The sequence below is a fragment of the Rhodoferax sp. P1_F3 genome, from assembly GCF_056405715.1.
This window is the reverse complement of record NZ_JBFUBO010000010.1, coordinates 112,655-134,119: the sequence shown is the minus strand read 5'-3', so window position 1 is coordinate 134,119 and position 21,465 is coordinate 112,655. Positions and strand designations below refer to the sequence as shown.

Sequence of the window (21,465 nt, the reverse complement as noted above, 5' to 3'; positions counted from 1 at the left end):
GCTCTCCATGCCCCAGTCCCTCACGCCCAGCACCGATTGGAAAGAACAAATCGCGCCCAACGAAGACCAGCTCTACGCGGGCTACGGCCAGCAGTTTGCCGAGCTGCAGGCGCGCAAGTCCAAACAATACGGCAACGGCCGCGCCCTGCACCGCAAGCAGTTGCTCGCGGTGCAGGGAGAGCTCGAAGTGCTGAACGGCTTGCCCGCGTTTGCGCAGCAGGGCCTGTTTGCCAAGGCGGCCAGCTACCCCGTATGGGTGCGCCTGTCCAATGGCGGCATGGACCGTGCCAGCGACCGCAAGCCCGACATTCGCGGGTTTTCCATCCGGGTGCTGGGTGTGCAGGGTGAGTCGGCCCTGGGCGGCCCTTGCAAGAGCCAGGACTTCGCCTTGATCAACCAGGAGGTGTTTGCATTTCCCAAAAGCGGCGAATTCGTGGACTTTGTGGTGGCGGCCTCGAAAGGCGGTGGTGCCCTGATCAAGCACCTGTTTGCACGCTATGGCGTGCTGGGCGGGCCTGCGCGATTGCTGAAAACCATCAAGACCTTTACCAAGCCCTTTGGCGGCTTTGCGGCGCAGACCATGTTCAGCGCGGCGCCTATCGCTTGCGGGCCCTTTGCCGTGCGCGTGCGCCTGGTGCCCGCCGCAGCCAACGGTGCGGGCGTGCAGGGCACGCAAGACGATTGGGGTGCCGAGTTTTCCGGTCGGCTCCAGCAGAAGGCGCTGCAGTGGGACCTGCAACTGCAGCCTTATGTGAACGAGACGCTGACGCCGATTGAGGATGCTTCGGTCAACTGGCCCACGCCGTACACCACCGTGGCGCGCCTGACGCTGCCGATGCAAGACACGGGTGGCGCCGTGGCCCAGGCCTTTGCCAAAGAGGTGGAGTCTGCCGTGTTCGACCCCTGGCAGGCCATGGCCGCGCACCGCCCCCTGGGCGATGTGATGCGCGCCCGCAAGGCCGTGTACTTCGTCAGCCAGCAGGGCCGCGGCGCGGTTTAGCCTATGTATACCGAAGACGATTTGCTGTCGGCCGTGCAAGCGGGTGCACTGAGTGCCGACGCGGCCGATGCCTTGCGCACGCATGCAGCCAGCCGCCGCCGAACACCGATAGTGGACGAAGAACATTTCCGCCTAGTCACCGGTTTTAACGACGTTTTTGTGGTGATCGCCTGCGTGCTGATGCTGGTCTCGGTGGCCTGGATCGGCAATGCGGCAGCCCATTGGGTGGGCAGTCTGGCGGTGGCCGCTTGCGCCTGGGGACTGGCCGAATTCTTCGTGCGCAAGCGCCACATGGCCTTGCCCGCCATCGTGCTGCTGGTGGCGTTTGTGGGCGGCTTGTTCAACTCTATATTTGGCGTGGCCGGCGATGGACAGGGTCTCATGGTGGCCGCCGGCGCCTTGCTGGCAGCCGTGGGCGCGTGGCTGCATTGGCAGCGGTTTCATGTCCCAATTACGGTGGCCGCAGGCTGCGCGGCTTTGGTCGGCGCAGTGTGGGCACTGCTGTTGAAATCTTTCCCGGCACTCTTTTCCTGGATGTCGCTGGTGATTCTGGCGGGCGGTGTTGTCGTGTTCATCGTGGCATTGCGCTGGGATGCCTGCGACACCCAGCGCAAGACCCGCCGGGCGGACGTGGCGTTCTGGCTGCATCTGCTGGCCGCGCCGCTTCTGGTGCACCCGCTGTTTGCCATGTTGTCCATTGCAGGGGGCACCATTGCCCTGTGGCAGGCCCTCGTCGTGTTACTGGCCTATGGGGTCATTGCCGTGGTGTCGCTGGTGATTGACCGACGCGCGCTGATGGTGTCGGCCTTGGGCTATGTGCTCTACACCTTCAGTGCTTTGCTCAAGCAGTATGGCAATGTGGGTCTGGGCTTTGCCATCACCGCGCTGGCGTTGGGCGCGGCCTTGCTACTGCTGTCTGCGTTCTGGCACCGCACGCGCAGCGCGCTGCTGCGCAAAGTGCCCCTGGCGGTGCAGCGCTACATTGCGCCGTTGCAGTAAAGACCTGCCGCCCCAGTTTAGCCGGCTGTTGGCGTCGACGTCACCAGCCAGGCCAGCACTTGGGCCTGCAGTGCGGCGGCGCGGTCCACCATCACCCAGTGGCCGCAGGCATAGTCCTGCACGGTGCTGCCCGGCGTGGTGCTCAGGGTGTGCAGCCACTCGGGTGAATGGAACATGAAGAGCTTGCGCGTGCCATAGACATACAGCATGGGGCAGTGCGGCCGCACTGGTGCCGTGCGGCGCAACCCGCCGGCCACACCCAGCCATACCATGGCGTAAGGGGCGTTCATGTGCCAGCCAATGTTGGCCTGCGGCGCGGGGCAGCGCATGGCGCGTGCCATCCAGCGGGTCATGCGGTTGGCCAGACCGGTGGCGCCCAGTATGCCCACGCCCCATGCCAGCGCCAGCCAGAACTGGTAGGTCAGAACCTGCATTTTTTGCCCGCCCGAGAGCGAGCGCCGGAAAGCTCCGCTGTTGTGGTCGCCAATGTCGATGCCCACGATGCGCGCCACCCGCTGCGGGTGGCGCGCGGCCAGCTCGTAGCCGAAGATGCAGCCCCAGTCGTGCAGCAGAAGCGTCACCGGTTGGCCCGGGCTGACTGCATCGACGATGGCCAGCAGCTGCGCCGTCATCTGGGCCAGCGAGCGTGTGACACCCGTCGGTGGCGTCTCAAAGCCGGGCAGAGTGAAGCGCACACAACGGTAGTGCGGTGTCAGTGCCGCCACCATGCCGTCCCACAGGCGGTAGGTGTCGGGCCAGCCGTGGATCATCACGATGGTGTGCGGGCCGGTGCCCTCCACAAAGACTTCCGTGCCGTGAATCTGGAGCGTGCTGTGTGCCATGGATGAACTGCCTTGCTATTGAATGAGGAGCATCTTGCGCATATTTCTAGAGGGCTGCAGCCCGAAAGAATGCCACACGCGCGGCGTCGGAGGGGTGGGAGGAAAACGCGATGCCCAGCCAGGGGTCTTCCACGCTGGGCTTTTCGGCTTCCTTGTCCGTATCGCCCTGGTGGGGTTTGCCGGGGTTGCGCTGTGCCTCCAGCTTGTCAAACAGGGTCACCATGAGCGCAGGCGACAGGGCGGCAGATTTGAGAAAGCGCACGGCGTGCACATCGGCCTCGTGCTCGGCCTGGCGCGAGTAGGCGGCCTGGCCCATGAGCACGGGAACAGCGGCCAGCAGCGAGCTGAAGTCTCCCCACACCAGCGCCCCCAGACTGCCCAGCACCCCGGCCTGCACCACCATGCGCATGCCATGGCGGTGTTGCACATGGCCCAGTTCGTGGGCCAACACGGCGGTCAGCACGGCCGCGTCGCCGTCCACCAACTTCACCATTTCATCGGTCAGCAGAATGGTGCCGCCGGGCAGGGCCAGGGCGTTGGCGCCAATGCGCTGGCCATGGCGGAACTCCAGCTTCCAGGCCGGCACGCTGCCCGCGGGTTGGCGTGCCACGGCCTGGGCGAAGGCGTCGCGGATGCGTTGCTGGTCTGCCAGCGGCAGTTGGGCGGATGACATTAGTCCGTCCAGCGCTTGCAACGTAGAGTCGCCAATGGCCGCATCCACGCTTTGCGGCGTGGCGGCCACTACAGCCTGGGCCACCAGCGGCAGGCCCCATTGCTGCAGCCCTACCACCAGCGCCATGAGCACGGCCACGCTGCCCGCCACCCAGCGCCAGTTCTGCTGCATTTTCACAACGATGGATTCGCCCAGCCCCTGGGCTTGGGCCCAGGCGTCCCAGGCTACGCTGTCTTCGCTTTGCACCAGGCCGCCACTGGCCAGGTGCGCCACGCGCATGCCGTGGCGCGTGCGCTCGGGCCAGTCCACCGACTGGGCGGGCACGCTTAGCGTAATACCTGCACCTTCGATGTGCAGCTGGCCCGCCACCACGCGGATGCGCACCGGGTGCGCACGGCCACTGTGGCCATCAAAATAGGTGGCGTCCAGCTCCATGCTTTATAGGCCGACGTCCAGGCCGAAAAAGTCACCCGCAGCGTCGCCCGCGGCTTCCACGTTGGACGCCTGTGCATCGGCCACCAGCAGTGCGGGGTCGATGCGGGTTTTGACTGTCACTGCCTCCAGCCGCAGGCGGGTCACGGCCACCATGGCGAATGGCCAGTACAGGCCCAGCGTGATGATGATCAGGAAACAGTTTTTTAGGTTCAACCACAGCATGGATTTGAAGCCGAGTGCGCTGACAAAGCGCAACTGGACATTGCCGGTGCGGGTCCACACCAGGTTTTGCAGGCGCGAGATGCTGTAGGGTTGAATGCAGAGCATGGCCACGACCGCGAACAGAAAGCCCGCGATGACAAGCGCGATGATCGCGCCAATCTCCGCTTGCTTGAACGAGGGGGCCAAGCCGAAGACCAGCACGCCGACCAGTGCGGCAGGCAGGGAGAAAACCAGCAGGCCGATCCCCATCACTTTCAGTGCGAGCAGGTAGAACGAACCCACACTGGCTTTGAAGGTGGTTTGCAGGTTGCCCAGTGCGTAGTGGTTGTGTTGGTACTGCTTGATGTTCCAGAAAATCCAGGGGGCGACCAGCAGGCCACTCAGACCCACAATGCCCGCCACCAGTAGGTAGGTTTGGACGTTGTGGACCTCATCAACACCCATGGCCCTCGCTCCTACCAGCACCATGCCAGGGATGAAAATAGGCAGCATGGCCCGGTAAGCCCCCGCCAGCGAACCGCGAAAACTGAAGCGCAGCCCGCGCCAACTGGTGTTGGCCAGGCGGAACTGGAGGGATGACTTGAACAGTGCAGGCCACAGCAAGGCCACCACGATCAGCGCCACAAAGCCTGCCGTGGCCGAAAACTTGCCGGCCACCGAATACAGCCCGAACAGCACGCACACCAGCACATACCCCTTAAACATCTTCAGCGGCTTGCCGTGAAACCCCAGCGGCTGGTCGTCTACCAGCGTGTTGCCCATGAAGTAGCGCAGCTTGCGTGCACGCGCCCACGGCAGGTAGAGCGTGAGCGTGACAATGGTGAGCAGCAGGTTGACGATCCAGATGCGGAAGTATTCGCTTCCAGAGCCTGTGAAGCGCAGGCGCAGCAGGTTGGTAGAAGGTGGCGCGGCCACCAGGGTGTCTTGGGCGTCCAGTGCATCGATGGCATCAGGCGCGTCCAGGCCGTTGGGTTGTGTCATGGGAGTCCTCCTTGAAAGTGAATGGGGCCTGTGGCGGCCCTCTGTTTTCCAGGGGGATCATATAGCGGCTCGGGGAGCGGCTCAGGGACGGGATTTCAGCTCCGCATCCAGGGTGTCCCACAGTTCACGTTCGGTCAGCGGTGTCTCCGGAGGTAGGTAGGGGTTGGTCAGGTCAAACACGCGCCGACCCGCCAGGTTCAGGTCGTTGAGCAGTGATTTTTTGAAGGTCTGGTAGCGGCGTTCAAACTTGCCGTTTTTCATCAGCAGGCGCAGGCCTTCCTCCACGCGTTGTGACAACCGGTCGCCCTCGGGGTTACGGGCAAAAAAGTAATAGCGCGGAAGCGGGTAGTACAGCAGCAGCTTGTTCTCGATGGCCAGGCCGGGGAACACCTTGCTGCCCGCGGCGAACTCGGGGCCGACTTCATTCACACCGCGCCCTGGCCAATGCTGAAAGTTTGCAGCTGCGCCTGGGTGCGCACCGTGTCCAGCCGATGCTGGGTGCTGGCCTTGATCAGGAACAGGCGGTAGCCGGTCAGCCCCTTGTCCAGCGGAATGCGGATGGGGTTCAGCACCTGCTCACGCGCCACGCTGGTGGTGCGCGTCATCACCGTGATCTCGCTGCCGTTGGTCAGCAGGATCTCGGCGCGCCCCGCGTTCATTTGCCGCGCGTAGGGTGTCAGGGTGTAGGGCCCCCACTTGTGCGCCGTCTCATCCAGCGCGGCTTGCAGCAGCTCCCAGTAGTAGTTCATGCGCACATCTGCGCCGCTCTCGGGGGGCGGGTAGACATAGCGCATGGGCTCTGCCGCAGCCGCCAGCAGCGGCAAGGCCAAGGCCAGCAGCGCGTTGGCCACGCGCGATCGCAACGACGGAATCATTCTTCGGTCTCGGGTGCCGCATTCGAACCAGTGTAGGCCAGAAGCAGGGCGCCGCGCTAGCGGGAATACGCCTTGCGCGAACCGTCTTCAAACAACTCGTCGTCGCTGACCTGTTTGCCAGCCTCGTCCCAGAGGCGCTGGCGCTTCACGTTGCCCTTGTCGTCGTAGTGTTCTTCCAGTTCGAGCTTGCCGCTGTCAAAGTAGGACTTATGCACACCCACGGGGCGTTCGCCATAGCGCCCATCCAGCGCGTAGCGGCCTTGGGCGCGCAACAGGCCCTTGTCGGAGAAGCGCTGGCTGTCGCGCATCTCGGTATTGCCTTCCAGTGTGTAGACGTCTTTGCTTTGCGGCTGGCCATTCAGGTAGAAGCTGGCTTCGCTGGCCAGGCGGCTGCGCCTGCGCCCGCCCATGTCCACCAGCGTGTAGAGACGCTCGCGCACCAGAGTGCCGCTGGCGTGGTATTCGGATTCGCGCAGCAGTGCGGCAGGTTTCTCGGCCTCGCTCCACAGCTTCTCGCGGCGCTTGCTGCCGTCGTTATCAAAAAAGCGCTCGATGCGGTTGTTGCCTTGGCGTTCTTCTTCATCCTGGGGCTTGCCGTTGCTGTAGAAGCTGGTGGCTTTTTGTACCACGCCGGCCAGCAGGGTTTGGGTGCTGCGCACCTTGCCTTCGTCGCTGTAGGTGGACACGGTGCTGGCCTTGCCACCAAAGCCGCACAGCGCGGCGTCATCCACCTGCGGGGCCAGCAGTGGTTTGGGGCCGCAGCGCAGGGCGGCCAGTTGCTTGGCAGGCGTGTACTGCACCGAGGCGCTTTCGCGCTCGTTCTCCGCCACCCAGTCCACGCGCTTGAGCGTGCCGTCGTCGTACCAGGCGCGGCGCAGGCCGCGCGCGTTGCCGTTCACATTGGTGAATTCCAGCACCAGTTTGCCGTTGGTGGCCCATTCGCGTTCCAGGCCCTCGTGCGGGCCGTTGGCGGTGATGGTGAATTCCTTGTAGAGCTGGCCTTTACGGTAGTAGCGCGACAGGCCCACGGAGTCACCGTTGCGCAGTTCGTACTCGCGCTCCATCTCGCCGGTGTCGCGGTCTTTGCAGCGCAGCATGCCGCTCAGGCCTTTGGTCGCGTTGCCGTTGTTGGTGTCGATGGGTTTGCCGTTGAATTCGCAGTCTTGCACGGCCAGTGCCATGGTGCCTTGGGCCAGAAGGGCGGCCGTCAGCAGGCCGCGCAGGAGGGAGGTTTTCATGTGGACGATTTGTAACAAAAAAGGAATTGTGGCCCCCGCAGTATGTGCGACAGCCGCTGTACAAATGGTAGTAGGAAGTTAGGGTGAACATGTCTCTTGCTTCGCTGACCCAGATCAAAGACCATATTGCAGCCGGGTTGCAGCATGGAGGCTTGTTTCAAACTTACCTTGCGAGGCTCTTATGTTCAAACATATTCTTTTGGCGACGGACGGATCGACGTCTTCCGCCCATGCGGCTGCACTAGCGGTGGGCCTGGCCCGTACCCATGGCGCCAGGTTGACTGCGCTGTATGTGGCCGACCCCTACCCGTACATGGGTGTGGGAGAGATCAACCCCATGGGCCTGCAGGCGTACACGGCAGCAGGCCAGCAACTGGCGGCCCAAGCCCACGCGCAGGTGGATGCGCTGTGCCGCAGTGGCGGTGCGCCGGTGGCACTGCAGGCCCGTTTGGTGGAAGACTCCACTGCCGTGAATGGCATTGTGCAAACGGCGCAGACCGAGGGGGCGGACTTGATCGTGGTGGGCTCCCACGGCCGCTCTGGTGTAGCGCGCCTGGTGCTGGGCAGTGTGGCCGGCAAAGTGGTGGCGCAAAGCCCGGTGCCAGTGCTGGTGGCGCGCTAAGCACCTGCGCTTGAAAAAGGCCGCAGGGCCTCCAGTTACAGGCTTACACCAACGCCTGTGATCGGAGCCCTGTGGCCTTTTTTGTGTTTTGCCTTGCCGCTGCGCTGCTGCTGGCGGGCCTATTGGGTTATCCGCGCTGGCAGCGTTGGCGCCGTTACCGCCTGCAGCAACAGCCGTTTCCCCCGCACTGGCGCAAGGTGCTGCGCCGCCGCGTGCCGCTGGTGGCGCGCCTGCCGGCAGACCTGCAGTTGCAGCTGAAAAAGCACATGCAGGTGTTTGTGGCCGAAAAAACCTTCATTGGTTGCGCCGGTCTGCAGGTGACCGAAGACATGCGCGTGGTGGTGGCCGCACAGGCTTGTCTGCTGCTGCTCAACCGCCCGGGCGCGGCCAGCTACTTTCCCCAAGTACGGCAAATCCTTATGTACCCCGGCCCTTTTGTAGTGAACCGCAGCCACACCGATGGGGCCGGTGTGCAGCAGGAGCAGCGCCAGGCGCTGGCCGGGGAGTCGTGGTCGCAAGGGCAGGTGATTCTGTCGTGGCAGGACACACTGGAGGGCGCGGCCACGCCCGACGACGGCCGCAACGTGGTGATCCACGAGTTTGCCCACCAGTTGGACCAGGAAAACGGCCAGGCCATAGGCGCACCCTTGCCCGCCTGGGGCGACGCCCAGCACAATGCCAGGCGTTGGAAACAGGTGTTCTCGGACGCGTACGAGCACCTGCGCGGCCAGGCTTTCATGCACGAGCAGGGCCTGCTGAGCCACTATGGGGCGCAAGACCCGGCGGAGTTCTTTGCCGTGGTGACCGAGGTGTTTTTCGAGCAGGGCCGCGCGCTGGCTGCCGAGTACCCGGCGCTGTACGCCGAACTGCGTGGTTATTTCAAGGTTGACCCCGCGACCTGGTAGTTCCTTGGGTGGGGCGGCACAATGCTTGCTCCATGCCCGACATGAACACCCTTACCACCCCGGTGCACACGCATACGCTGTTTGAAGACGCGCAGGCCATCTTCACCGGCACGCTGTTCGTCAGCCTGGCGCTGATTCTGTTTGGCCAGGCGGGCCTGTTGACCGGTGGCACGGCGGGCGTGGCCTTTGTGCTGCACTACGCCACGGGCGTGAGCCTGGGCAAGCTGTTCTTCCTCATCAACCTGCCGTTCTATTGGTTTGCCTGGCAGCGCATGGGGCGCGAGTTCACGCTCAAGACCTTTGTGGCCATTACCTTTCTGTCGGCCATGGCCGAGTGGTCGCCACGCCTGTTTGCCATCGAGCGGCTGCACCCGGCCTATGCCGCGGTGCTGGGCGGGCTGCTGTTGGGCTCGGGCTGCCTGTTTCTGGCGCGGCACCGCGCCAGCCTTGGCGGCGCCACCATCGTGTCGCTGTACCTGCAGCAGTCGCGCGGCTGGCGCGCCGGCATGGTGCAAATGGGCATGGACTGCACCATCGTGTTGCTGGCCCTGACCGTGGTGGACCCGGTACGTGTGGCCTATTCGGTGCTGGCCGCCGTGGTGATGAACCTGTTCATCGCCGTCAACCACCGGCCCGGGCGCTACGCGGTGCTGTAGCGCCAGTTTCCATTTACCTGGCTGGCAACTGGGTCTGCAGCAGGCGCAGCACATTGCCGCCCATGAGGTCGGCCACATCGTTCTCTGAGAATCCTGCCTCCAGCAGGCCCTGGGTAATGAGCACCAATCCCGTGGTGTCGAACGCGGTTTTGGTGGCGCCGTCAAAGTCCGAGCCCAGGGCCACATGCTTCACACCGGCCATGTTCACCGCGTAGCGGATGGCTTTCACGATGGCCGTGGTGTCCAGCCCGCAGACCGCGCCCTCAAAGTAGCCAATGCCGATGACGCCGCCCGTAGCGCCAATGGCCTTGATGTGGGCATCGCTGAGGTTGCGCGGGCCGGGGCAGGTGCCTTGTACGCCCGTGTGCGACACCAGCACTGGGCGCCGGGTCATGGCCAGCACGTCGTCAATCACCTTGGGCGAGGCGTGGGCCAGGTCCACCAGCATGCTTTTCTCCTGCAGCCGCGCCACCACCTGCTTGCCAAAGGGTGTGAGCCCGCCTTTTTCCAGTCCGTGGGCGGAGCCACCCACCTCGTTGTCGAAGAAGTGCGTCAGGCCCATGATGCGAAAGCCCGCGTCGTACATGGTGTCGATGGCTTCCAGCTTGCCTTCAAGCGGGTGCAGTCCTTCGGTAGCCAGCACGGCGATGAGCTTGCCGCCCGCAGGCGCTGCACCCTGGGTGAGGGCGGCCAGTTCCGCCTGGCTATGCACCACTTGCATGGCGCCCTGGCTATTGGCGGCGGCCCGGTGCAGCTTCTGGCTCTGGTACAGCGCGCGCTGCAGCAGGCTGTTCCAGGTGGCCGGTGGCCAGCGCTGGGCCATGGCCAGTATGGTGATGCTGTCTGTGTCCGAGCCGTTGCGCTCAAAGTTCAGCCCCTTGGGGGACTTGGTCACCGTGCTGAAAACCTGCAGGCTCACCTTGCCCTCCTGCAGGCGTGGCAGGTCGGAATGGCCATAGCGGTAGCGGGTCAGCAGATCGCGTGACCACAGCAGCGCATCGTCGTGCAGGTCGGCCACAAACAGCCGGTTGTGCAGCGCTACTGCGCGTGCGCTGGCCGTGTACGGCGCTGCCAGGGCCACGCCGTTCATGCGCTGGTCCACTATGCGGGGCAGGGTGAAGAAAATGCCCGCACCCAGGGCGAGCAATACGGCAATAGTGAGGAAAAGTTTGCGTTTCACGGTATCTCCTGTGTTTTCTTCTTGAGTCTGGATTGTTGCGTGCGTACACTCGCAGCTCCAGATAAAAACAAACACACTGGACTAGACAGGGAGTCGACCATGAAAAAGATCAAACCAGGGCTGGGGCAAGCCCTTTTGGCAATGTGTCTGGCTGGGGCGTGCGCTCTGGCCCATGCGACGGAGGCTGTGCCCGCTACCGTTCGCCAGGATGTAGGCACCCTGCTGCCCTTGTTTGCCCCCACTCGCGTAGAAGCCCACTTGGCCAAAACCCCGGGGGTGGTGGTGGTGCAACTCACCTCATTCGAGACCACCTGCTCGTTCTGCATCCGCGGCAACCCGACCTTTGAGGCCCTGGCCAAAGACAGCGTGAACGACGCCCAATTCATCCGCGTGATTTACCGCCCTTGGACCGGCGTGGGCCAAGACCCGTTTGCCAAGGCCCTGGGCGTGGGCGGCCTGCCGGTGTATTTGACCTACCAGGACGGCAAGCTGCTGCGTCGGCACGACGGCATTGGCACCCAGGCCGAACTGCAAAAGGACTTGCTGGAAGGCCTGCGCTAGGCAGGCCTTCACGGCTTAGTTAGCGCCCACAAAGGCGGCCAGTGCCGCGGTGTCCATCGCACCGGTGTTGCTGACCACGGTGCCTGTCTTGCTGTTTTTTGCCACCACATAGGGGACCGACTCCACCGCCAGGCTGTTGAACAGCACGGTGTTGGCCTTGATGGTGGCTTCCAGCTCGGGCGCCACGCTGGCGGGCAGCGGCGCACCGCCCGTACCCGCGAGGATGGAGGCCTCATGCGCCGACATGAATTCGGCCGGACTGCTGGCGCTCAGGATGGCGGCGCCCTGCGGCGCGCTCTTGCCGTTCAGAAACGACACCGGCACCCACACAAATTTCACCTTGCCAAGCAGCGGCTGTGATGCCTGCCACAAGTGGCCGCAGTGCGGGCACTGGGGGTCAAACAGCACATACACCGGGTTGGCGCTCATCAGCGCGCCCACGGTGAAGCCCTTGCCCTCGGCCGCAATCTTGTCGTAGGCCTGCGCCGCTGGCATGCCGCCGGCCGCCGCTTTGGCGGGGGCGTTGTCTTGTTGCGAGCAGGCTGCCAGGCCCAGAGCCAAGGCAGCGGCCAGGGGCAGGGCCATGAGGTTGCGGCGGGACAGGTGGGCGGTGGTGTGGTGCATAGGGTGACGGTAAAAGAAATCAACAAGTATGGAGTGTGCCCGGGCGCAGAAGGTTCCCCGGTTGGTCATTTCGCAGGCACGGCCTGCAAACCCAGCATTGGCGCGGGTTTTATGGCTTGTGAACATAGTTATCCACAAAGTGGCACACAGTCTGGGTGGGTAACTTGTGGCCCATGGAAAACGACTTCTCCACATACACAAATTTGTAATGATTGATACCACAAATTTTTCTGCCATTGGCAAATACGCCAACTATTTGCGGCGCTGCATCATGAAGTGCCTAATATTTGGGCGTCGTGTTGAAAGCCCCAACTGGCGCGGCTCCCAGCAGTTGTGCGGTGGGTTATCCACAACGTGGCCCACATGAACACGGGGTAAGTTTTTTAGTCGTCAAACAGGCCCGGCCCGCCAAACTGGGCCCGCTCGGCCAGCAGCATGCGCAGTTTGGTGGACACGCCGCCCGGGGCCGAAAAACCGCCCGCACCACTGTGCGCCGCCAGGATGCGGTGGCAGGGCACCACGGGCGCAAACGGGTTGGCGCCCAACGCCTGGCCCACGGCGCGGGCCGCACCGGGCTCACCCAGTAGCCGGGCCAGCTCGCCATAGGTCAAAGTCTCGCCTGGGGGAATGCGGCGCGCCAGTTCGTACACGCGTTGGTGGAACGGCGGCACGCCCGTCATGTCCAGAGGCAAGTGAGACAGATCGGTGGGCTCGGTGGGGTGGCCCTCCAGCAGGGCCACGATGGCGTCGATGGCGGTTTGCACCTCGGCGGGGGCAGCGGCCTCGGCACAGTCGGGGAAGCGCTGTGCCATGCGGGCCCGGGTGGCGGCCTCGTCCGCCTCGGGCAGTTGCACCCCGGTCAACCCGGCCGCACCCCAGGCAATGCCGCAGGTGCCCAACGGGGTGGGAAACACGGCATAGGCGAGGGTGGCCATGGACGGGAAGTGCTAAATACCCTGGCTTTGCAGCGTGACCAGGCCCTTGGGGGTTTTCAAAGTGGCGGTCAGGTTGGCCGGGCCGGTGGCGATGTCGATGCCCGTCAGGCCCATGGCGTCATAGGCGGCTTGCAGCTTGTTGGCCGTAGGGTGGGTGATGGCAATGCTTTGCAGCGTGACGCCCGAGCGCGGCAGGCTGTTGCGCGGGTGCAGGCGCAGCGGCTCGGCGTCGTCCGGCTTGCCCCACTGGATCAGGCTGGGGAGCGTGCCGTTGAACAGGCGCTGCCCGTCTTCGCGCACGGTGATCTGCCACTGCAGCAGGCCGCGGCGCGAGTGGCGGCTGGCGGGCATGGCGGGGCCGCGGTCAATCTCCAACACTTTCAGCGCGGCGCGTGCGGCGCGCATGTCGTCGGTGTTGGCCACAAAGTGCACCAGGCGCGGCTCGGTGGCTACGGCGGCTTGCAGGGCGGCGTCGTCCAGGTCAAACCAGCGGCGGGTGGGCGCGTTGGCCGGGCGCTTGGCGCCGGGGTCGATAGCGATGATTTCAAAGTAGGCCAGCGGGTGCGCGGGCGTGGCGATTTTGAAGAGGCGGTTGTGGGTTCCGTACTGCGGGTGTTCGCCGCCCGGGGCAGGGGTGATGCCCAGCGTGGCTTCGCACCACGCCACGCCCTGTTCCAACGAGGCGGCGGCGACTACCAGATGATCGATTTGTGTTTTCATGGTTTGACCATACCACCTCGCCCCTCAATTATTTCAGTTCCACTTGAGGTACACCCAGGCCGTGAGGATGAGCCCAATGCCCCACAGCAGCCAGGTTTCCTGCGCGGCGTAGGGGTAGAGCATCAGGGCAATACCAGTCCAGACCAGCACCGGCTGCGTGGTCTTGCGGCCACGCCGAAACGCGATGTAGCCCACGATGCCAAACAGCAGCGCGCCCACCAGGTAGGCGGGGCTCGGCAGCACCAGGCCCATGGATTCGAGCGCCTTCAGTTCTTCATTCATGCCGCATTTTCACCCCGGCGCCGCGCACCTCCAAGCGCACTTCGTCCAGCACCTGGCCCTTGGCATCGGTAATCTGCACCACATGGCGCCCAGGCCACAGGGCCCACTGCGCGGTGTTGCCCTTGGCCAGCGGCTTGCCGTCCATCAGCCAGCGCAGGTTGCTGCCTTCGGCCTGCAGCGTCAGGCGCTGGCGGTTGGGGGGGATGTCGGGGTCCAGCGCGATGATGGTGCCGGTGGTGGGCGCGGTGATGCGGGCCGTGGGCGCAGCGCCATTCTTTAAGACTTTTTGGCCTCTAGCCCCCGTAGCCATTGCGCGAGCAGCTCCTGAATCCATAGCAAACGCAGTCTGCTGCGTGCCCTCCACAAACCACTCGGTGCGCGCGGCCTCCAGGCTCGGCGCGTTGTCAGCGCTGGCAAACTGCACGGCTTTTTGCACCACGCCTGTGGGCGGCTTGGGCGCGCGGCTGGGCTGTTTGGCGTGCAGAAAATTCATTACCGCGGCCCAGATCGGCGCCGCACCCGTGGTGCCGCTCACGTCCCACATGGGCGCGCCGCTGGCGTTGCCCACCCACACGCCTACGGTGTAGCGCTGCGAGTAGCCCAGCGCCCAGTTGTCGCGCATGTCTTTGCTGGTGCCGGTTTTTACGGCGGTCCAGAAGCGCGTGGCCAGCACGCTGTCGGTGCCGAAGGTGCGGGCGCGTGCCAGCGGGTCACTCATCACGTCACCCACGATGAAGGCTGCGCGCGGGTCCAGTGCCTGGGTGGCGGGCGCTGCTTTGCCGGGCAGCAGGGTGGTGGGGCTGATGCGGCCCCCAGTGCCCAGCGCGCGGTAAGCATTGGTGAGGTTCAGCAGCGAAACCTCGGCGCTGCCCAGCGCCAGGCTGTAGCCGTAGTAGTCGCCACTTTCTTTGAGCGGCAGGCCCAGGCGCACCAGCTGTTTCTGGAAGGCGTCGGGCGACACCATCACCAGCGTGCGCACCGCGGGCACGTTGAGCGATGCACCCAGCGCCGTGCGGGCCGACACCCAGCCCTTGAAATGCCGGTCGTAGTTCTGCGGGATGTAGAGGCCGCCCGTGGTCTGGATCTGCGTGGCCGAGTCTTCTAACAGCGAGGCGGCCGTGATGCGCCGTTCGGCAATGGCCTGCGCGTACAAGAAAGGTTTGAGCGTGGAGCCGGGTTGGCGCAGCGCGGTGACCGCGTCCACATCGGCCGCGTTGCTGAGTGGCCCGCTGGACCCCACCCAGGCCAGTACCTCGCCCGTGGCGTTGTCCAGCACCAGCAGGGCCGCGTCTTCCACATGGCGGCCCGCCAGTTCGCGTACATGGGTTTGCAGCGTTTGCACTGCAAAGCGCTGCAGCGGCGCGCGCAGTGTGGTGGTGATGCGGTGGGCGTTGTTGGCGCCGGACCGGGCCAACTGGCTGGCCACATGCGGCGCAATGCCTTCACTGGCCGCGTAGTCGCGCCGCTGCAAGGCGCCGGCTACAAACAGATCCATGGCGTCGCAGTTGGCGTTGCCGGCGGGCTCCAAGGTCTTCATCACGCTGCAGGCACGCTGCACCACTTGTGGCTCTTTGGCGTTGGGCGCGCGCACCAGGGCGGCGGCCACGGCGGCCTCGCGGTTGTCCAGGCCGTGGGCGGCCTTGCCAAACAGGGTCTGGCTCAGCGCGTCCATGCCGACCAGCTCGCCGCGAAACGGCACCAGGTTCAGGTAGGCCTCCAGGATCTGGTCCTTGCGCCATCCACGCTCCAGGCTTTGCGCCGAAAAGGTTTGGCCCAGCTTCTGCGCCACGCTGCGCCCACCGCTGCCGCGCTTCAGGTCCTCGTCCATCAGGCCCGCCAGCTGCATGGTGATGGTGGAGGCACCGCGCGTCTTGGTGTTCCACAAATTGCCCCAGGCCGCTGCGGACACGGCGCGCCAGTCCACCCCGCTGTGTTCGTAAAAGCGCTTGTCCTCCGACAGCACCAGTGCCGTGCGCAGGGCAGGGGATACATCGGCCAGCGCCACCCACTGGCCGCGCCGCACGGTAGCGTCGGTGCGCAGGCGATGCAGCAGCTCGCCCTGGCGGTCCAGAATCAGTGTGTCGGAAGACTGGTAGCCGGCCTTTACTTCATTAAAAGTGGCTGCAGCCCCCGTGGAATATGCGCTAGCAGCTACCAAAAAAGTAGCAAATGCTTTGACTGACAGCCGCAAAAGCCGTTGGCCACCCCGGCCCTCTGCCCCTGTAGCCTTGGTGACCCTACGCCGCTCTGGGGTGGGCGCGTCCTCGTAAACTGGTTTTGTTTGCAACTTATCCGTCCCCACCTGTATGTCCCACGCTGCTCCGTTGTTCCAGCCCTTTACGTTCAAGGGCCTCACGCTCGCCAACCGCATTGTCATGGCACCCATGACGCGGTCGTTTTCGCCCGGCGGTGTGCCCACCGAGCAAGTGAGTGAGTATTACCGCAAGCGCGCCGCGTCAGCCGTTGGTTTGATTGTGTCGGAGGGTACGGTGGTGCAGCGCCCATCCGCCGCCAACGACCCCGATGTGCCGCGCTTCTGGGGCGATGCAGCCCTGGCCGGCTGGCAAGACGTCATCAACACCGTGCACAGCGCCGGTGGCGTGATGGCACCCCAGCTCTGGCATGTGGGCGCCGCGCGCAACCCCGGCAGCACCTGGACCGCGCCACCCCCGGTGGATTCGCCCTCCGGCCTGTCGCGCCCCGGCAAGCAGTTTGGCGCGCCCATGAGCGATTCGGACATTGCCGACACCATCGCCGCCTTCGCCAAGGCCGCAGGCGCCGCCAAGCGCCTGGGCTTTGACTGCATTGAATTGCACGGCGCCCACGGTTACCTGATCGACCAGTTCTTCTGGGACGGCACCAACCAGCGCGATGACCGCTTTGGTGGCAGCGACCTGGTGGCGCGCGGCCGTTTTGCGGCCGACATCCTGAAGGCTGTGCGTGCCGAAGTGGGGCCCGACTATCCAGTCATCATCCGCCTGTCGCAATGGAAGCAGCAGGACTACAGCGTGCGCATGGCGCAAACGCCCGACGAGATGGCCGCCTGGCTGCAGCCCTTGGCCGATGCGGGCGCCGACATCTTCCATTGCTCGCAACGCCGGTTTTGGGAGCCCGAGTTTGATGGCTCGGATTTGAACTTTGCTGGTTGGGTCAAAAAGCTCACCGGCCGCCCCACCATCACCGTGGGCTCGGTGGGCCTCAGCGGTGAGTTCATCGCAGCCTTTGGCGGTGAAAGCTCCAAGCCCGCGTCGCTGGACGAGCTGCTGCGTCGCTTTAACCGCGGTGACTTTGATTTGGTGGCCGTGGGCCGCGCACTGATCAGCGACCCGGACTGGGCGCTGAAAGTGCGCGATGGGCGGATGGCCGAACTGTCGGACTTTTCGCCGGCGGCGTTGGTGAGTTTGGTGTAATCCGTAGCTGCACAGAAAGAATTATTTATGACTCGCTACCTTATTGCGCTTTGTCTCGGTTCCGCTTTGGCCCTTGGCGGTTGCTCGAGCTATTCGCCATCGGTTCCAGAGAACTATGCGGGGCCCAGGGCACAGCTGGTCGACTCGGCAAAAATCTACAGCACCTCTAAGGCGGATTTTTTTGTTGCGGAGCGCGTAGATGACGCGCGCATCGTGGATAGTTTGTTGGAGACCAGAGTGGTCAATCGCGGGCGTGGCATGTCGATGGCTCCGAAGATTCTGGAGCGAGCATTGGTTGCTGAGCGCCCCGTCAAGATCCATGTCAAGGCAAGGACCGAATACGCGGCACCTATCCAGGCTTTGACCAGTACGGTTTTTCAAGTGACGGGTGTTATCGAATTCACGCCAAAGGCGAATGCCCGTTATGCCGTGAATGGCGAACTGGGCGACAGTTATTCCGCTGTGTGGATTGAGGACATTGACAGCAAGGTAACCATGGGCAACAAGATCGAAGCCCAAGGCTCTGCGAAGCTAGGAATACTCGAGAAGTAGTACGGCTGAGGCAGTTCTCTAGAGCAGAAAGAGCGCAGCCAACCCCAACACCGCAGGCACGGTCTGGATGTACAAAATACGCACCATCACCGTCGCCGCACCCCAAATACCCGCCACTGCCACACACGCCAAGCCATAGGTGGCAAAGGCTTTGGCAATGGCTGGATCGGGCAAGACCAACGCCAGCAGCAGAGCCACCGCCAGAAAGCCGTTGTAGCAACCCTGGTTGGACATGGCCACGGCGCGGGACTCCACCTCGGCCTGTGGAATGCCAAACACCTTGGCGCCGCGTTTCTTGAACAGCACGGTCTCCAGCAGGAAGATGTACACGTGGATCAGGCAGACCAGTGCGACGAGGATTTGGGCGGCGATATGCATGTCAGATGACCGGTTGGTTGAAAGTGCGTGGAGAATACATAATCACGTTATGTTTGTAAAGAAACCTGCTGTCTCCCGTGTTACCCATGACTGAAACCCCCGCTAAACGCGACGGTCGCAAAGAAAACGCCAGCGCCACGCTGGCCGCGCTGCAGTATGCTGCGCTGCGCTGGTTCAGCGAACAGGGCTTTGAGAAGGCGCCGGTCGGCAGCATTTGTGCCGATGCAGGTGTGACCGTTGGGGCGCTGTACCACCACTACGGCGACAAGAAAGGCCTGTTCGCCGCTGTGGTGGAGCAGGTGGACGCGCAGCTGGTGCAACAGGCCCTGGCCGCGCGCCAGGCTGTCGTCGACAACGGTGGTAGCCCATGGGATGCGTTTCTTGCGTCCATCGACACCGTGTTGCAGGCTGGGGCCAATGCGCCACTGCGCCGGCTCATGTTGGTGGAGGCCCCTGCGGTGTTGGGGGCGCAGGTGTGGGGTGAAATTCGGCAGCGACAGGGGCTGGGCGCAATGCGTGCTCAGATTGACGCTCTGCAAGCGCATGGTATTTTTCGGGGGCACGATGCCGAGCGGCTGGCCCGCATCATCCTGGGGGCGCTGTATGGCGCAATGGACTCACTCCCCGCTGATGACGCCAACGTGCCCGCGGCGCTGGACGATACCAAACGCTGTTTGGTCGCGATGCTGGAAGGGCTGTTTCGGGGGTAAAAGCTTAATGATGATCCATTTAAAAACACAAAAACTAATCATTGCAATGCTGCTGTGTGCTGCAAGCTCTGTGGGGGCTTTAGAGCTTCAGCATCAACGTTTTAGCGATGATGAAATTTTCTCGGCCGTCGTCAACAAGTTTAAGAAGCCACTTCTGCATCGGTTTAATTCTGCCGCTGCGGGCGAGCGAAAACCTCTGTTGGTGCTAGGCTCAAAACTGACATTCAGTACGAAAATAAAATCTCAATCATTTATCCACTTGACGCAGCAAGAGCTGGTTGCGCAACAACAGGCGGTTTTTATATTGGTAACCAAAGCGCACCCGGATCTTAAGCGGAACGCGCTGTATGTTGAATACGACATACCGAGCAATGCCTCGTATGGCGTGTTAAAGGTTTATCCTGAAAACGGCGTGCTGGTGGCTGAAATTGAGGACAGTTATCGATCGTCCTCCGGTGCCAGAGCTACTTACGGTAAGTTGTACGACGGTGTGGCTTGTCGGGACAACACAGAAATGGCCTACCGCTGGAATTACTATGAAGACAACGGCTTGAGTGGGCGTTGCCTTGATACGATGTTTACAGAGTTTATGGACTATTTCAGCCGCTGAAATACTGGCCAGCGAAACGCAGGCCTGAGCAGATCCAGCGCGCGGCACACCAGCCAGCCGCACCCGTAGGCCACCAGGTCCCACACGTCGAAGGTGGTGCCCAGCGCAATCCGCAGAACGCGGTGCAGCGCCGTCTGGTCGTGCAGGCCCAGCACGTCGACCATGCCCAGGCCTTGCAGGCCTTCGATCGCACACGCAAACAACAGCGCCCACAACGCCAGCCGCGCAGCCGACTGCGCCACGCAGGTCCGCAGCAATGCGTACACCAGTACCACCACCAGCACGTCGCCACCAAAGCCGCGCAGTACGCCCTGCGGCGCATAGCGGGCGATGGCCACTTCGACGGCCAGCAGCGCCAAGGCTGCGAGCAGCCACTGGGGTCGGAAGGTGCCGATGTTCATTGCGCTTCAGGCTGAGCGGCAGAGGTGGAGTTGGGTGGGCTCTGCAGTCGGCTGTACCAGTCCACTTTGCGCGTCAGCATCATCACTGCGGTCAGCACGGCGAAGAGGGCCAACGTACCGACCACCAGCGCTGTCTGCTCCAGTTGTAGCAGCATATACAGCAGGCCATACAACGTGGCAATGCCCGCGCCGAAGGGCAGGCCGCGCTTCCAGCTGTGCAGCATGTGGCTTGCGTAGTAGCTAAGCAGCAGCACACAGGCGCTGGCGCCGATGGCATAGGCGGCGTCAAACGGCAGGTGCTCGGACAGGCTCACCAGCAACAGGAAGAAGATGCTGATCGCCGCGCCCACCAGAAAGTACTGAACCGGGTGTACGCGCAGACCGCGCATGAATTCGAAAAGGCCGACCGCCACAAAGGTCAGCACGATGAACAGCAGACCGTATTTGGTGGCCCGGTCAGACAGCGAGTAGGTGTTGATGGGGTCGATAAAGCCTAGTCCCAGGGTTTCCACGCAGTCTGTGCCACCGGCCACCGTAGCGGTTGCCGCTACCGCGTCGCTGGGGCTGTCATGGATGGATCCGCCCATGCTGTTGCCATTGCACAGTGCACCTTGGCCGAGTACCGATTGCTGCGCATTGCTGGCCAACGCGGAGATACGCCAGCTGGCCTCAAATCCTTTTTCGCTGATGTTGCGCTCTGAGGGCAAGAACTGACCGATGAAGCTGGGGTGCGGCCAATTGGAGGTCAGGTGGACCTCGGTGGCGCTGCCCACGGGCACGAAGTTCAGGCTTTCGGTGCCGAGCAGCTCCAGTTCTACCTCGGCCACCAGCGGGGCATTGGCTTGGATGTGGTTGGGCAGGTTGGCCTGGATGCCACGAGGGTAAGTGGGGTGAGGCGTTCCAGCCTGCACCTCCTGCGTTGCGCCGTTGATCTTGACCTCGGCCTGGCGGATGCCGCGCGCGTCGGATAGCGCCAGCATCAGCACCGGGGAGTCGCATTGCACTTTCGAACCGGTGTTTTGCCGATCCATGACCACCGCTTTCAGGTTAGCCCATTGTGCAGTGATGTGTGATTTGTAGGTGTAGACCTGGGTGGCATGCAGCCCCCGTGCGCGGGCTTCTACTTGGCTGGTGCCATCCACTGCCAGGCTGCTTGGGGCCACGGCCAGGGTGAATTCGCGGCGCTGGTGCACTGGACGTTTTTCGTTGTCGGACACGTTCCATTCCTCGGTGCATCGCATATGCACCAGTGGTCCCAGCAGCGTCTGGCTGCCGGCCAGGCTGCTGGCCACGCTGTCTACCACGCTCTGGTGCCGCTCCTGACGTTCGTGTACCAGATTGGTAATCTGGTCCAGCCCTAGCAGCAGCAAGATCGCCACCAACAGCAGCCCGGCAAACTTGCCAAAAATCACAGCCTTCATTGTTCGCTCCTTGTTGAAGACTGCGAGTCTAGGGGCCGACGATGAAGTGAAAGTGAAGTCTGTGAAGTGAGCGTGAAGTGGCGGCGCAGCTGGATGCTAAGGCAGGGGTGCATGGTACATTCGCGCCTCCTATCGACTCCCGCTGAGATCGAATGTCAGAAGCCACTCATGCGAAACACACGTCTCATCGTAGTCCTGTCATTGCTATTGAGCACGCTGCTCATCGTAGGCGC

25 protein-coding genes are annotated in these 21,465 nt (G+C 63.4%); 10 read left to right on the top strand and 15 right to left on the bottom strand.

Annotated features, from left to right (window positions below):
• Positions 1–7: 7 nt before the first annotated feature.
• Positions 8–1,000: a catalase family protein gene (locus AC1DZ5_RS16875; RefSeq protein WP_477891118.1), complete on the top strand. Its 993-nt coding sequence runs from the start codon at positions 8–10 to the stop codon at positions 998–1,000.
• A 3-nt stretch (positions 1,001–1,003) separates the two neighbouring features.
• Entirely contained in the window at positions 1,004–1,999 is a 996-nt protein-coding gene (locus AC1DZ5_RS16870; protein ID WP_477891116.1) for a hypothetical protein, read from the top strand.
• A gap of 17 nt (positions 2,000–2,016) precedes the next feature.
• Here AC1DZ5_RS16870 and AC1DZ5_RS16865 read toward each other — a convergent pair whose 3' ends face one another.
• The 6 genes from AC1DZ5_RS16865 to AC1DZ5_RS16840 all read right to left on the bottom strand — a co-directional run bounded on the left by AC1DZ5_RS16865 (position 2,017) and on the right by AC1DZ5_RS16840 (position 7,265).
• Positions 2,017–2,841, bottom strand: a complete 825-nt coding sequence (locus tag AC1DZ5_RS16865; protein WP_477891114.1) for an alpha/beta fold hydrolase — start codon at positions 2,839–2,841, stop codon at positions 2,017–2,019.
• Between the two features lie 46 nt (positions 2,842–2,887).
• Entirely contained in the window at positions 2,888–3,949 is a 1,062-nt protein-coding gene (locus AC1DZ5_RS16860) for a M48 family metallopeptidase (protein WP_477891112.1), read from the bottom strand.
• Positions 3,950–3,952: 3 nt separating this feature from the next.
• Positions 3,953–5,152 (bottom strand): YjgN family protein, encoded by a 1,200-nt coding sequence (locus tag AC1DZ5_RS16855; protein ID WP_477891110.1) that lies wholly within the window; start codon positions 5,150–5,152, stop codon positions 3,953–3,955.
• Positions 5,153–5,233: 81 nt separating this feature from the next.
• Positions 5,234–5,581: a hypothetical protein gene (locus tag AC1DZ5_RS16850; RefSeq protein ID WP_477891108.1), complete on the bottom strand. Its 348-nt coding sequence runs from the start codon at positions 5,579–5,581 to the stop codon at positions 5,234–5,236.
• Positions 5,578–6,027, bottom strand: coding sequence for a hypothetical protein (locus AC1DZ5_RS16845; RefSeq protein WP_477891106.1), 450 nt, complete (start codon positions 6,025–6,027; stop codon positions 5,578–5,580). Before AC1DZ5_RS16845 ends, AC1DZ5_RS16850 begins: the two co-directional genes overlap by 4 nt.
• 56 nt (positions 6,028–6,083) lie before the next feature.
• Complete coding sequence (locus AC1DZ5_RS16840; protein ID WP_477891104.1) at positions 6,084–7,265, bottom strand: toxin-antitoxin system YwqK family antitoxin; 1,182 nt, start codon at positions 7,263–7,265, stop codon at positions 6,084–6,086.
• Positions 7,266–7,446: 181 nt separating this feature from the next.
• Between AC1DZ5_RS16840 and AC1DZ5_RS16835 the strand changes: the two genes are divergently transcribed.
• The 3 genes from AC1DZ5_RS16835 (at position 7,447) to AC1DZ5_RS16825 (ending at position 9,448) form a co-directional block, all read left to right on the top strand.
• Complete coding sequence (locus AC1DZ5_RS16835; protein ID WP_477891102.1) at positions 7,447–7,887, top strand: universal stress protein; 441 nt, start codon at positions 7,447–7,449, stop codon at positions 7,885–7,887.
• Between the two features lie 71 nt (positions 7,888–7,958).
• Positions 7,959–8,792: a M90 family metallopeptidase gene (locus AC1DZ5_RS16830; RefSeq protein ID WP_477891100.1), complete on the top strand. Its 834-nt coding sequence runs from the start codon at positions 7,959–7,961 to the stop codon at positions 8,790–8,792.
• Positions 8,793–8,833: 41 nt separating this feature from the next.
• Positions 8,834–9,448 carry a DUF6198 family protein gene (locus AC1DZ5_RS16825; RefSeq protein ID WP_477891098.1) on the top strand — a complete coding sequence of 205 codons (615 nt, stop codon included), beginning with the start codon at positions 8,834–8,836 and terminating at the stop codon, positions 9,446–9,448.
• 13 nt (positions 9,449–9,461) lie between these two features.
• Here the strand turns inward: AC1DZ5_RS16825 and AC1DZ5_RS16820 are convergent, their stop codons facing one another.
• A complete protein-coding gene (locus tag AC1DZ5_RS16820) occupies positions 9,462–10,628 on the bottom strand; it encodes a dipeptidase (RefSeq protein ID WP_477891096.1) in 1,167 nt (388 codons plus the stop codon).
• A 99-nt stretch (positions 10,629–10,727) separates the two neighbouring features.
• On the opposite strand from AC1DZ5_RS16820, the gene AC1DZ5_RS16815 reads away from it, so the two are divergent.
• Positions 10,728–11,189: a TlpA family protein disulfide reductase gene (locus AC1DZ5_RS16815; protein ID WP_477891094.1), complete on the top strand. Its 462-nt coding sequence runs from the start codon at positions 10,728–10,730 to the stop codon at positions 11,187–11,189.
• 15 nt (positions 11,190–11,204) lie between these two features.
• Here AC1DZ5_RS16815 and AC1DZ5_RS16810 read toward each other — a convergent pair whose 3' ends face one another.
• From AC1DZ5_RS16810 to pbpC, 5 genes are all read right to left on the bottom strand, one after another.
• The gene (locus AC1DZ5_RS16810; RefSeq protein WP_477891092.1) at positions 11,205–11,813 is read right to left on the bottom strand and encodes a DsbC family protein; all 609 of its coding nucleotides are present in this window, start codon (positions 11,811–11,813) and stop codon (positions 11,205–11,207) included.
• 383 nt (positions 11,814–12,196) lie between these two features.
• The gene (locus tag AC1DZ5_RS16805) at positions 12,197–12,748 is read right to left on the bottom strand and encodes a methylated-DNA--[protein]-cysteine S-methyltransferase (protein WP_477891090.1); all 552 of its coding nucleotides are present in this window, start codon (positions 12,746–12,748) and stop codon (positions 12,197–12,199) included.
• 12 nt (positions 12,749–12,760) lie between these two features.
• The gene (locus tag AC1DZ5_RS16800; protein WP_477891088.1) at positions 12,761–13,468 is read right to left on the bottom strand and encodes a VOC family protein; all 708 of its coding nucleotides are present in this window, start codon (positions 13,466–13,468) and stop codon (positions 12,761–12,763) included.
• A 33-nt stretch (positions 13,469–13,501) separates the two neighbouring features.
• On the bottom strand, positions 13,502–13,750 hold the full coding sequence (locus AC1DZ5_RS16795; protein WP_477891086.1) for a hypothetical protein: 249 nt from the start codon (positions 13,748–13,750) through the stop codon (positions 13,502–13,504).
• Positions 13,743–15,908 carry a penicillin-binding protein 1C gene (pbpC, locus tag AC1DZ5_RS16790; protein ID WP_477891084.1) on the bottom strand — a complete coding sequence of 722 codons (2,166 nt, stop codon included), beginning with the start codon at positions 15,906–15,908 and terminating at the stop codon, positions 13,743–13,745. Before pbpC ends, AC1DZ5_RS16795 begins: the two co-directional genes overlap by 8 nt.
• A gap of 148 nt (positions 15,909–16,056) precedes the next feature.
• Between pbpC and AC1DZ5_RS16785 the strand changes: the two genes are divergently transcribed.
• Together AC1DZ5_RS16785 and AC1DZ5_RS16780 are read left to right on the top strand one after the other, a co-directional pair.
• Positions 16,057–17,160: an NADH:flavin oxidoreductase gene (locus AC1DZ5_RS16785; protein WP_477891082.1), complete on the top strand. Its 1,104-nt coding sequence runs from the start codon at positions 16,057–16,059 to the stop codon at positions 17,158–17,160.
• 27 nt (positions 17,161–17,187) lie between these two features.
• Positions 17,188–17,712, top strand: coding sequence for a hypothetical protein (locus AC1DZ5_RS16780; protein WP_477891080.1), 525 nt, complete (start codon positions 17,188–17,190; stop codon positions 17,710–17,712).
• Positions 17,713–17,730: 18 nt separating this feature from the next.
• Here AC1DZ5_RS16780 and AC1DZ5_RS16775 read toward each other — a convergent pair whose 3' ends face one another.
• Positions 17,731–18,090 carry a DUF1304 domain-containing protein gene (locus AC1DZ5_RS16775; protein ID WP_477891078.1) on the bottom strand — a complete coding sequence of 120 codons (360 nt, stop codon included), beginning with the start codon at positions 18,088–18,090 and terminating at the stop codon, positions 17,731–17,733.
• Positions 18,091–18,176: 86 nt separating this feature from the next.
• Between AC1DZ5_RS16775 and AC1DZ5_RS16770 the strand changes: the two genes are divergently transcribed.
• Both AC1DZ5_RS16770 and AC1DZ5_RS16765 read left to right on the top strand, forming a co-directional pair.
• A complete protein-coding gene (locus AC1DZ5_RS16770) occupies positions 18,177–18,800 on the top strand; it encodes a TetR/AcrR family transcriptional regulator (RefSeq protein WP_477891076.1) in 624 nt (207 codons plus the stop codon).
• A gap of 7 nt (positions 18,801–18,807) precedes the next feature.
• Positions 18,808–19,410, top strand: a complete 603-nt coding sequence (locus tag AC1DZ5_RS16765; protein WP_477891074.1) for a hypothetical protein — start codon at positions 18,808–18,810, stop codon at positions 19,408–19,410.
• Here AC1DZ5_RS16765 and AC1DZ5_RS16760 read toward each other — a convergent pair.
• A complete protein-coding gene (locus tag AC1DZ5_RS16760) occupies positions 19,395–19,811 on the bottom strand; it encodes a DUF2809 domain-containing protein (RefSeq protein WP_477891072.1) in 417 nt (138 codons plus the stop codon). The genes AC1DZ5_RS16765 and AC1DZ5_RS16760 overlap by 16 nt on opposite strands.
• Entirely contained in the window at positions 19,808–21,232 is a 1,425-nt protein-coding gene (creD, locus tag AC1DZ5_RS16755; protein ID WP_477891070.1) for a cell envelope integrity protein CreD, read from the bottom strand. The genes AC1DZ5_RS16760 and creD overlap by 4 nt, the downstream gene beginning before the upstream one ends.
• Positions 21,233–21,465: the final 233 nt, after the last annotated feature.

What these genes read in the sequence shown, in the direction of transcription:
- AC1DZ5_RS16825 (WP_477891098.1), top strand. Translation starts at nt 8,834, where the DNA reads ATGAACACCCTTACCACCCCGGTGCACACGCATACGCTGTTTGAAGAC.
- AC1DZ5_RS16795 (WP_477891086.1), bottom strand. Translation starts at nt 13,750, where the DNA reads ATGAATGAAGAACTGAAGGCGCTCGAATCCATGGGCCTGGTGCTGCCG.
- AC1DZ5_RS16800 (WP_477891088.1), bottom strand. Translation starts at nt 13,468, where the DNA reads ATGAAAACACAAATCGATCATCTGGTAGTCGCCGCCGCCTCGTTGGAA.
- AC1DZ5_RS16765 (WP_477891074.1), top strand. Translation starts at nt 18,808, where the DNA reads ATGATGATCCATTTAAAAACACAAAAACTAATCATTGCAATGCTGCTG.
- AC1DZ5_RS16815 (WP_477891094.1), top strand. Translation starts at nt 10,728, where the DNA reads ATGAAAAAGATCAAACCAGGGCTGGGGCAAGCCCTTTTGGCAATGTGT.
- AC1DZ5_RS16835 (WP_477891102.1), top strand. Translation starts at nt 7,447, where the DNA reads ATGTTCAAACATATTCTTTTGGCGACGGACGGATCGACGTCTTCCGCC.
- AC1DZ5_RS16785 (WP_477891082.1), top strand. Translation starts at nt 16,057, where the DNA reads ATGTCCCACGCTGCTCCGTTGTTCCAGCCCTTTACGTTCAAGGGCCTC.
- AC1DZ5_RS16760 (WP_477891072.1), bottom strand. Translation starts at nt 19,811, where the DNA reads ATGAACATCGGCACCTTCCGACCCCAGTGGCTGCTCGCAGCCTTGGCG.
- AC1DZ5_RS16780 (WP_477891080.1), top strand. Translation starts at nt 17,188, where the DNA reads ATGACTCGCTACCTTATTGCGCTTTGTCTCGGTTCCGCTTTGGCCCTT.
- AC1DZ5_RS16865 (WP_477891114.1), bottom strand. Translation starts at nt 2,841, where the DNA reads ATGGCACACAGCACGCTCCAGATTCACGGCACGGAAGTCTTTGTGGAG.
- creD (WP_477891070.1), bottom strand. Translation starts at nt 21,232, where the DNA reads ATGAAGGCTGTGATTTTTGGCAAGTTTGCCGGGCTGCTGTTGGTGGCG.
- AC1DZ5_RS16860 (WP_477891112.1), bottom strand. Translation starts at nt 3,949, where the DNA reads ATGGAGCTGGACGCCACCTATTTTGATGGCCACAGTGGCCGTGCGCAC.
- AC1DZ5_RS16870 (WP_477891116.1), top strand. Translation starts at nt 1,004, where the DNA reads ATGTATACCGAAGACGATTTGCTGTCGGCCGTGCAAGCGGGTGCACTG.
- AC1DZ5_RS16855 (WP_477891110.1), bottom strand. Translation starts at nt 5,152, where the DNA reads ATGACACAACCCAACGGCCTGGACGCGCCTGATGCCATCGATGCACTG.
- AC1DZ5_RS16810 (WP_477891092.1), bottom strand. Translation starts at nt 11,813, where the DNA reads ATGCACCACACCACCGCCCACCTGTCCCGCCGCAACCTCATGGCCCTG.
- AC1DZ5_RS16775 (WP_477891078.1), bottom strand. Translation starts at nt 18,090, where the DNA reads ATGCATATCGCCGCCCAAATCCTCGTCGCACTGGTCTGCCTGATCCAC.
- AC1DZ5_RS16845 (WP_477891106.1), bottom strand. Translation starts at nt 6,027, where the DNA reads ATGATTCCGTCGTTGCGATCGCGCGTGGCCAACGCGCTGCTGGCCTTG.
- AC1DZ5_RS16770 (WP_477891076.1), top strand. Translation starts at nt 18,177, where the DNA reads ATGACTGAAACCCCCGCTAAACGCGACGGTCGCAAAGAAAACGCCAGC.
- AC1DZ5_RS16875 (WP_477891118.1), top strand. Translation starts at nt 8, where the DNA reads ATGCCCCAGTCCCTCACGCCCAGCACCGATTGGAAAGAACAAATCGCG.
- AC1DZ5_RS16840 (WP_477891104.1), bottom strand. Translation starts at nt 7,265, where the DNA reads ATGAAAACCTCCCTCCTGCGCGGCCTGCTGACGGCCGCCCTTCTGGCC.
- AC1DZ5_RS16805 (WP_477891090.1), bottom strand. Translation starts at nt 12,748, where the DNA reads ATGGCCACCCTCGCCTATGCCGTGTTTCCCACCCCGTTGGGCACCTGC.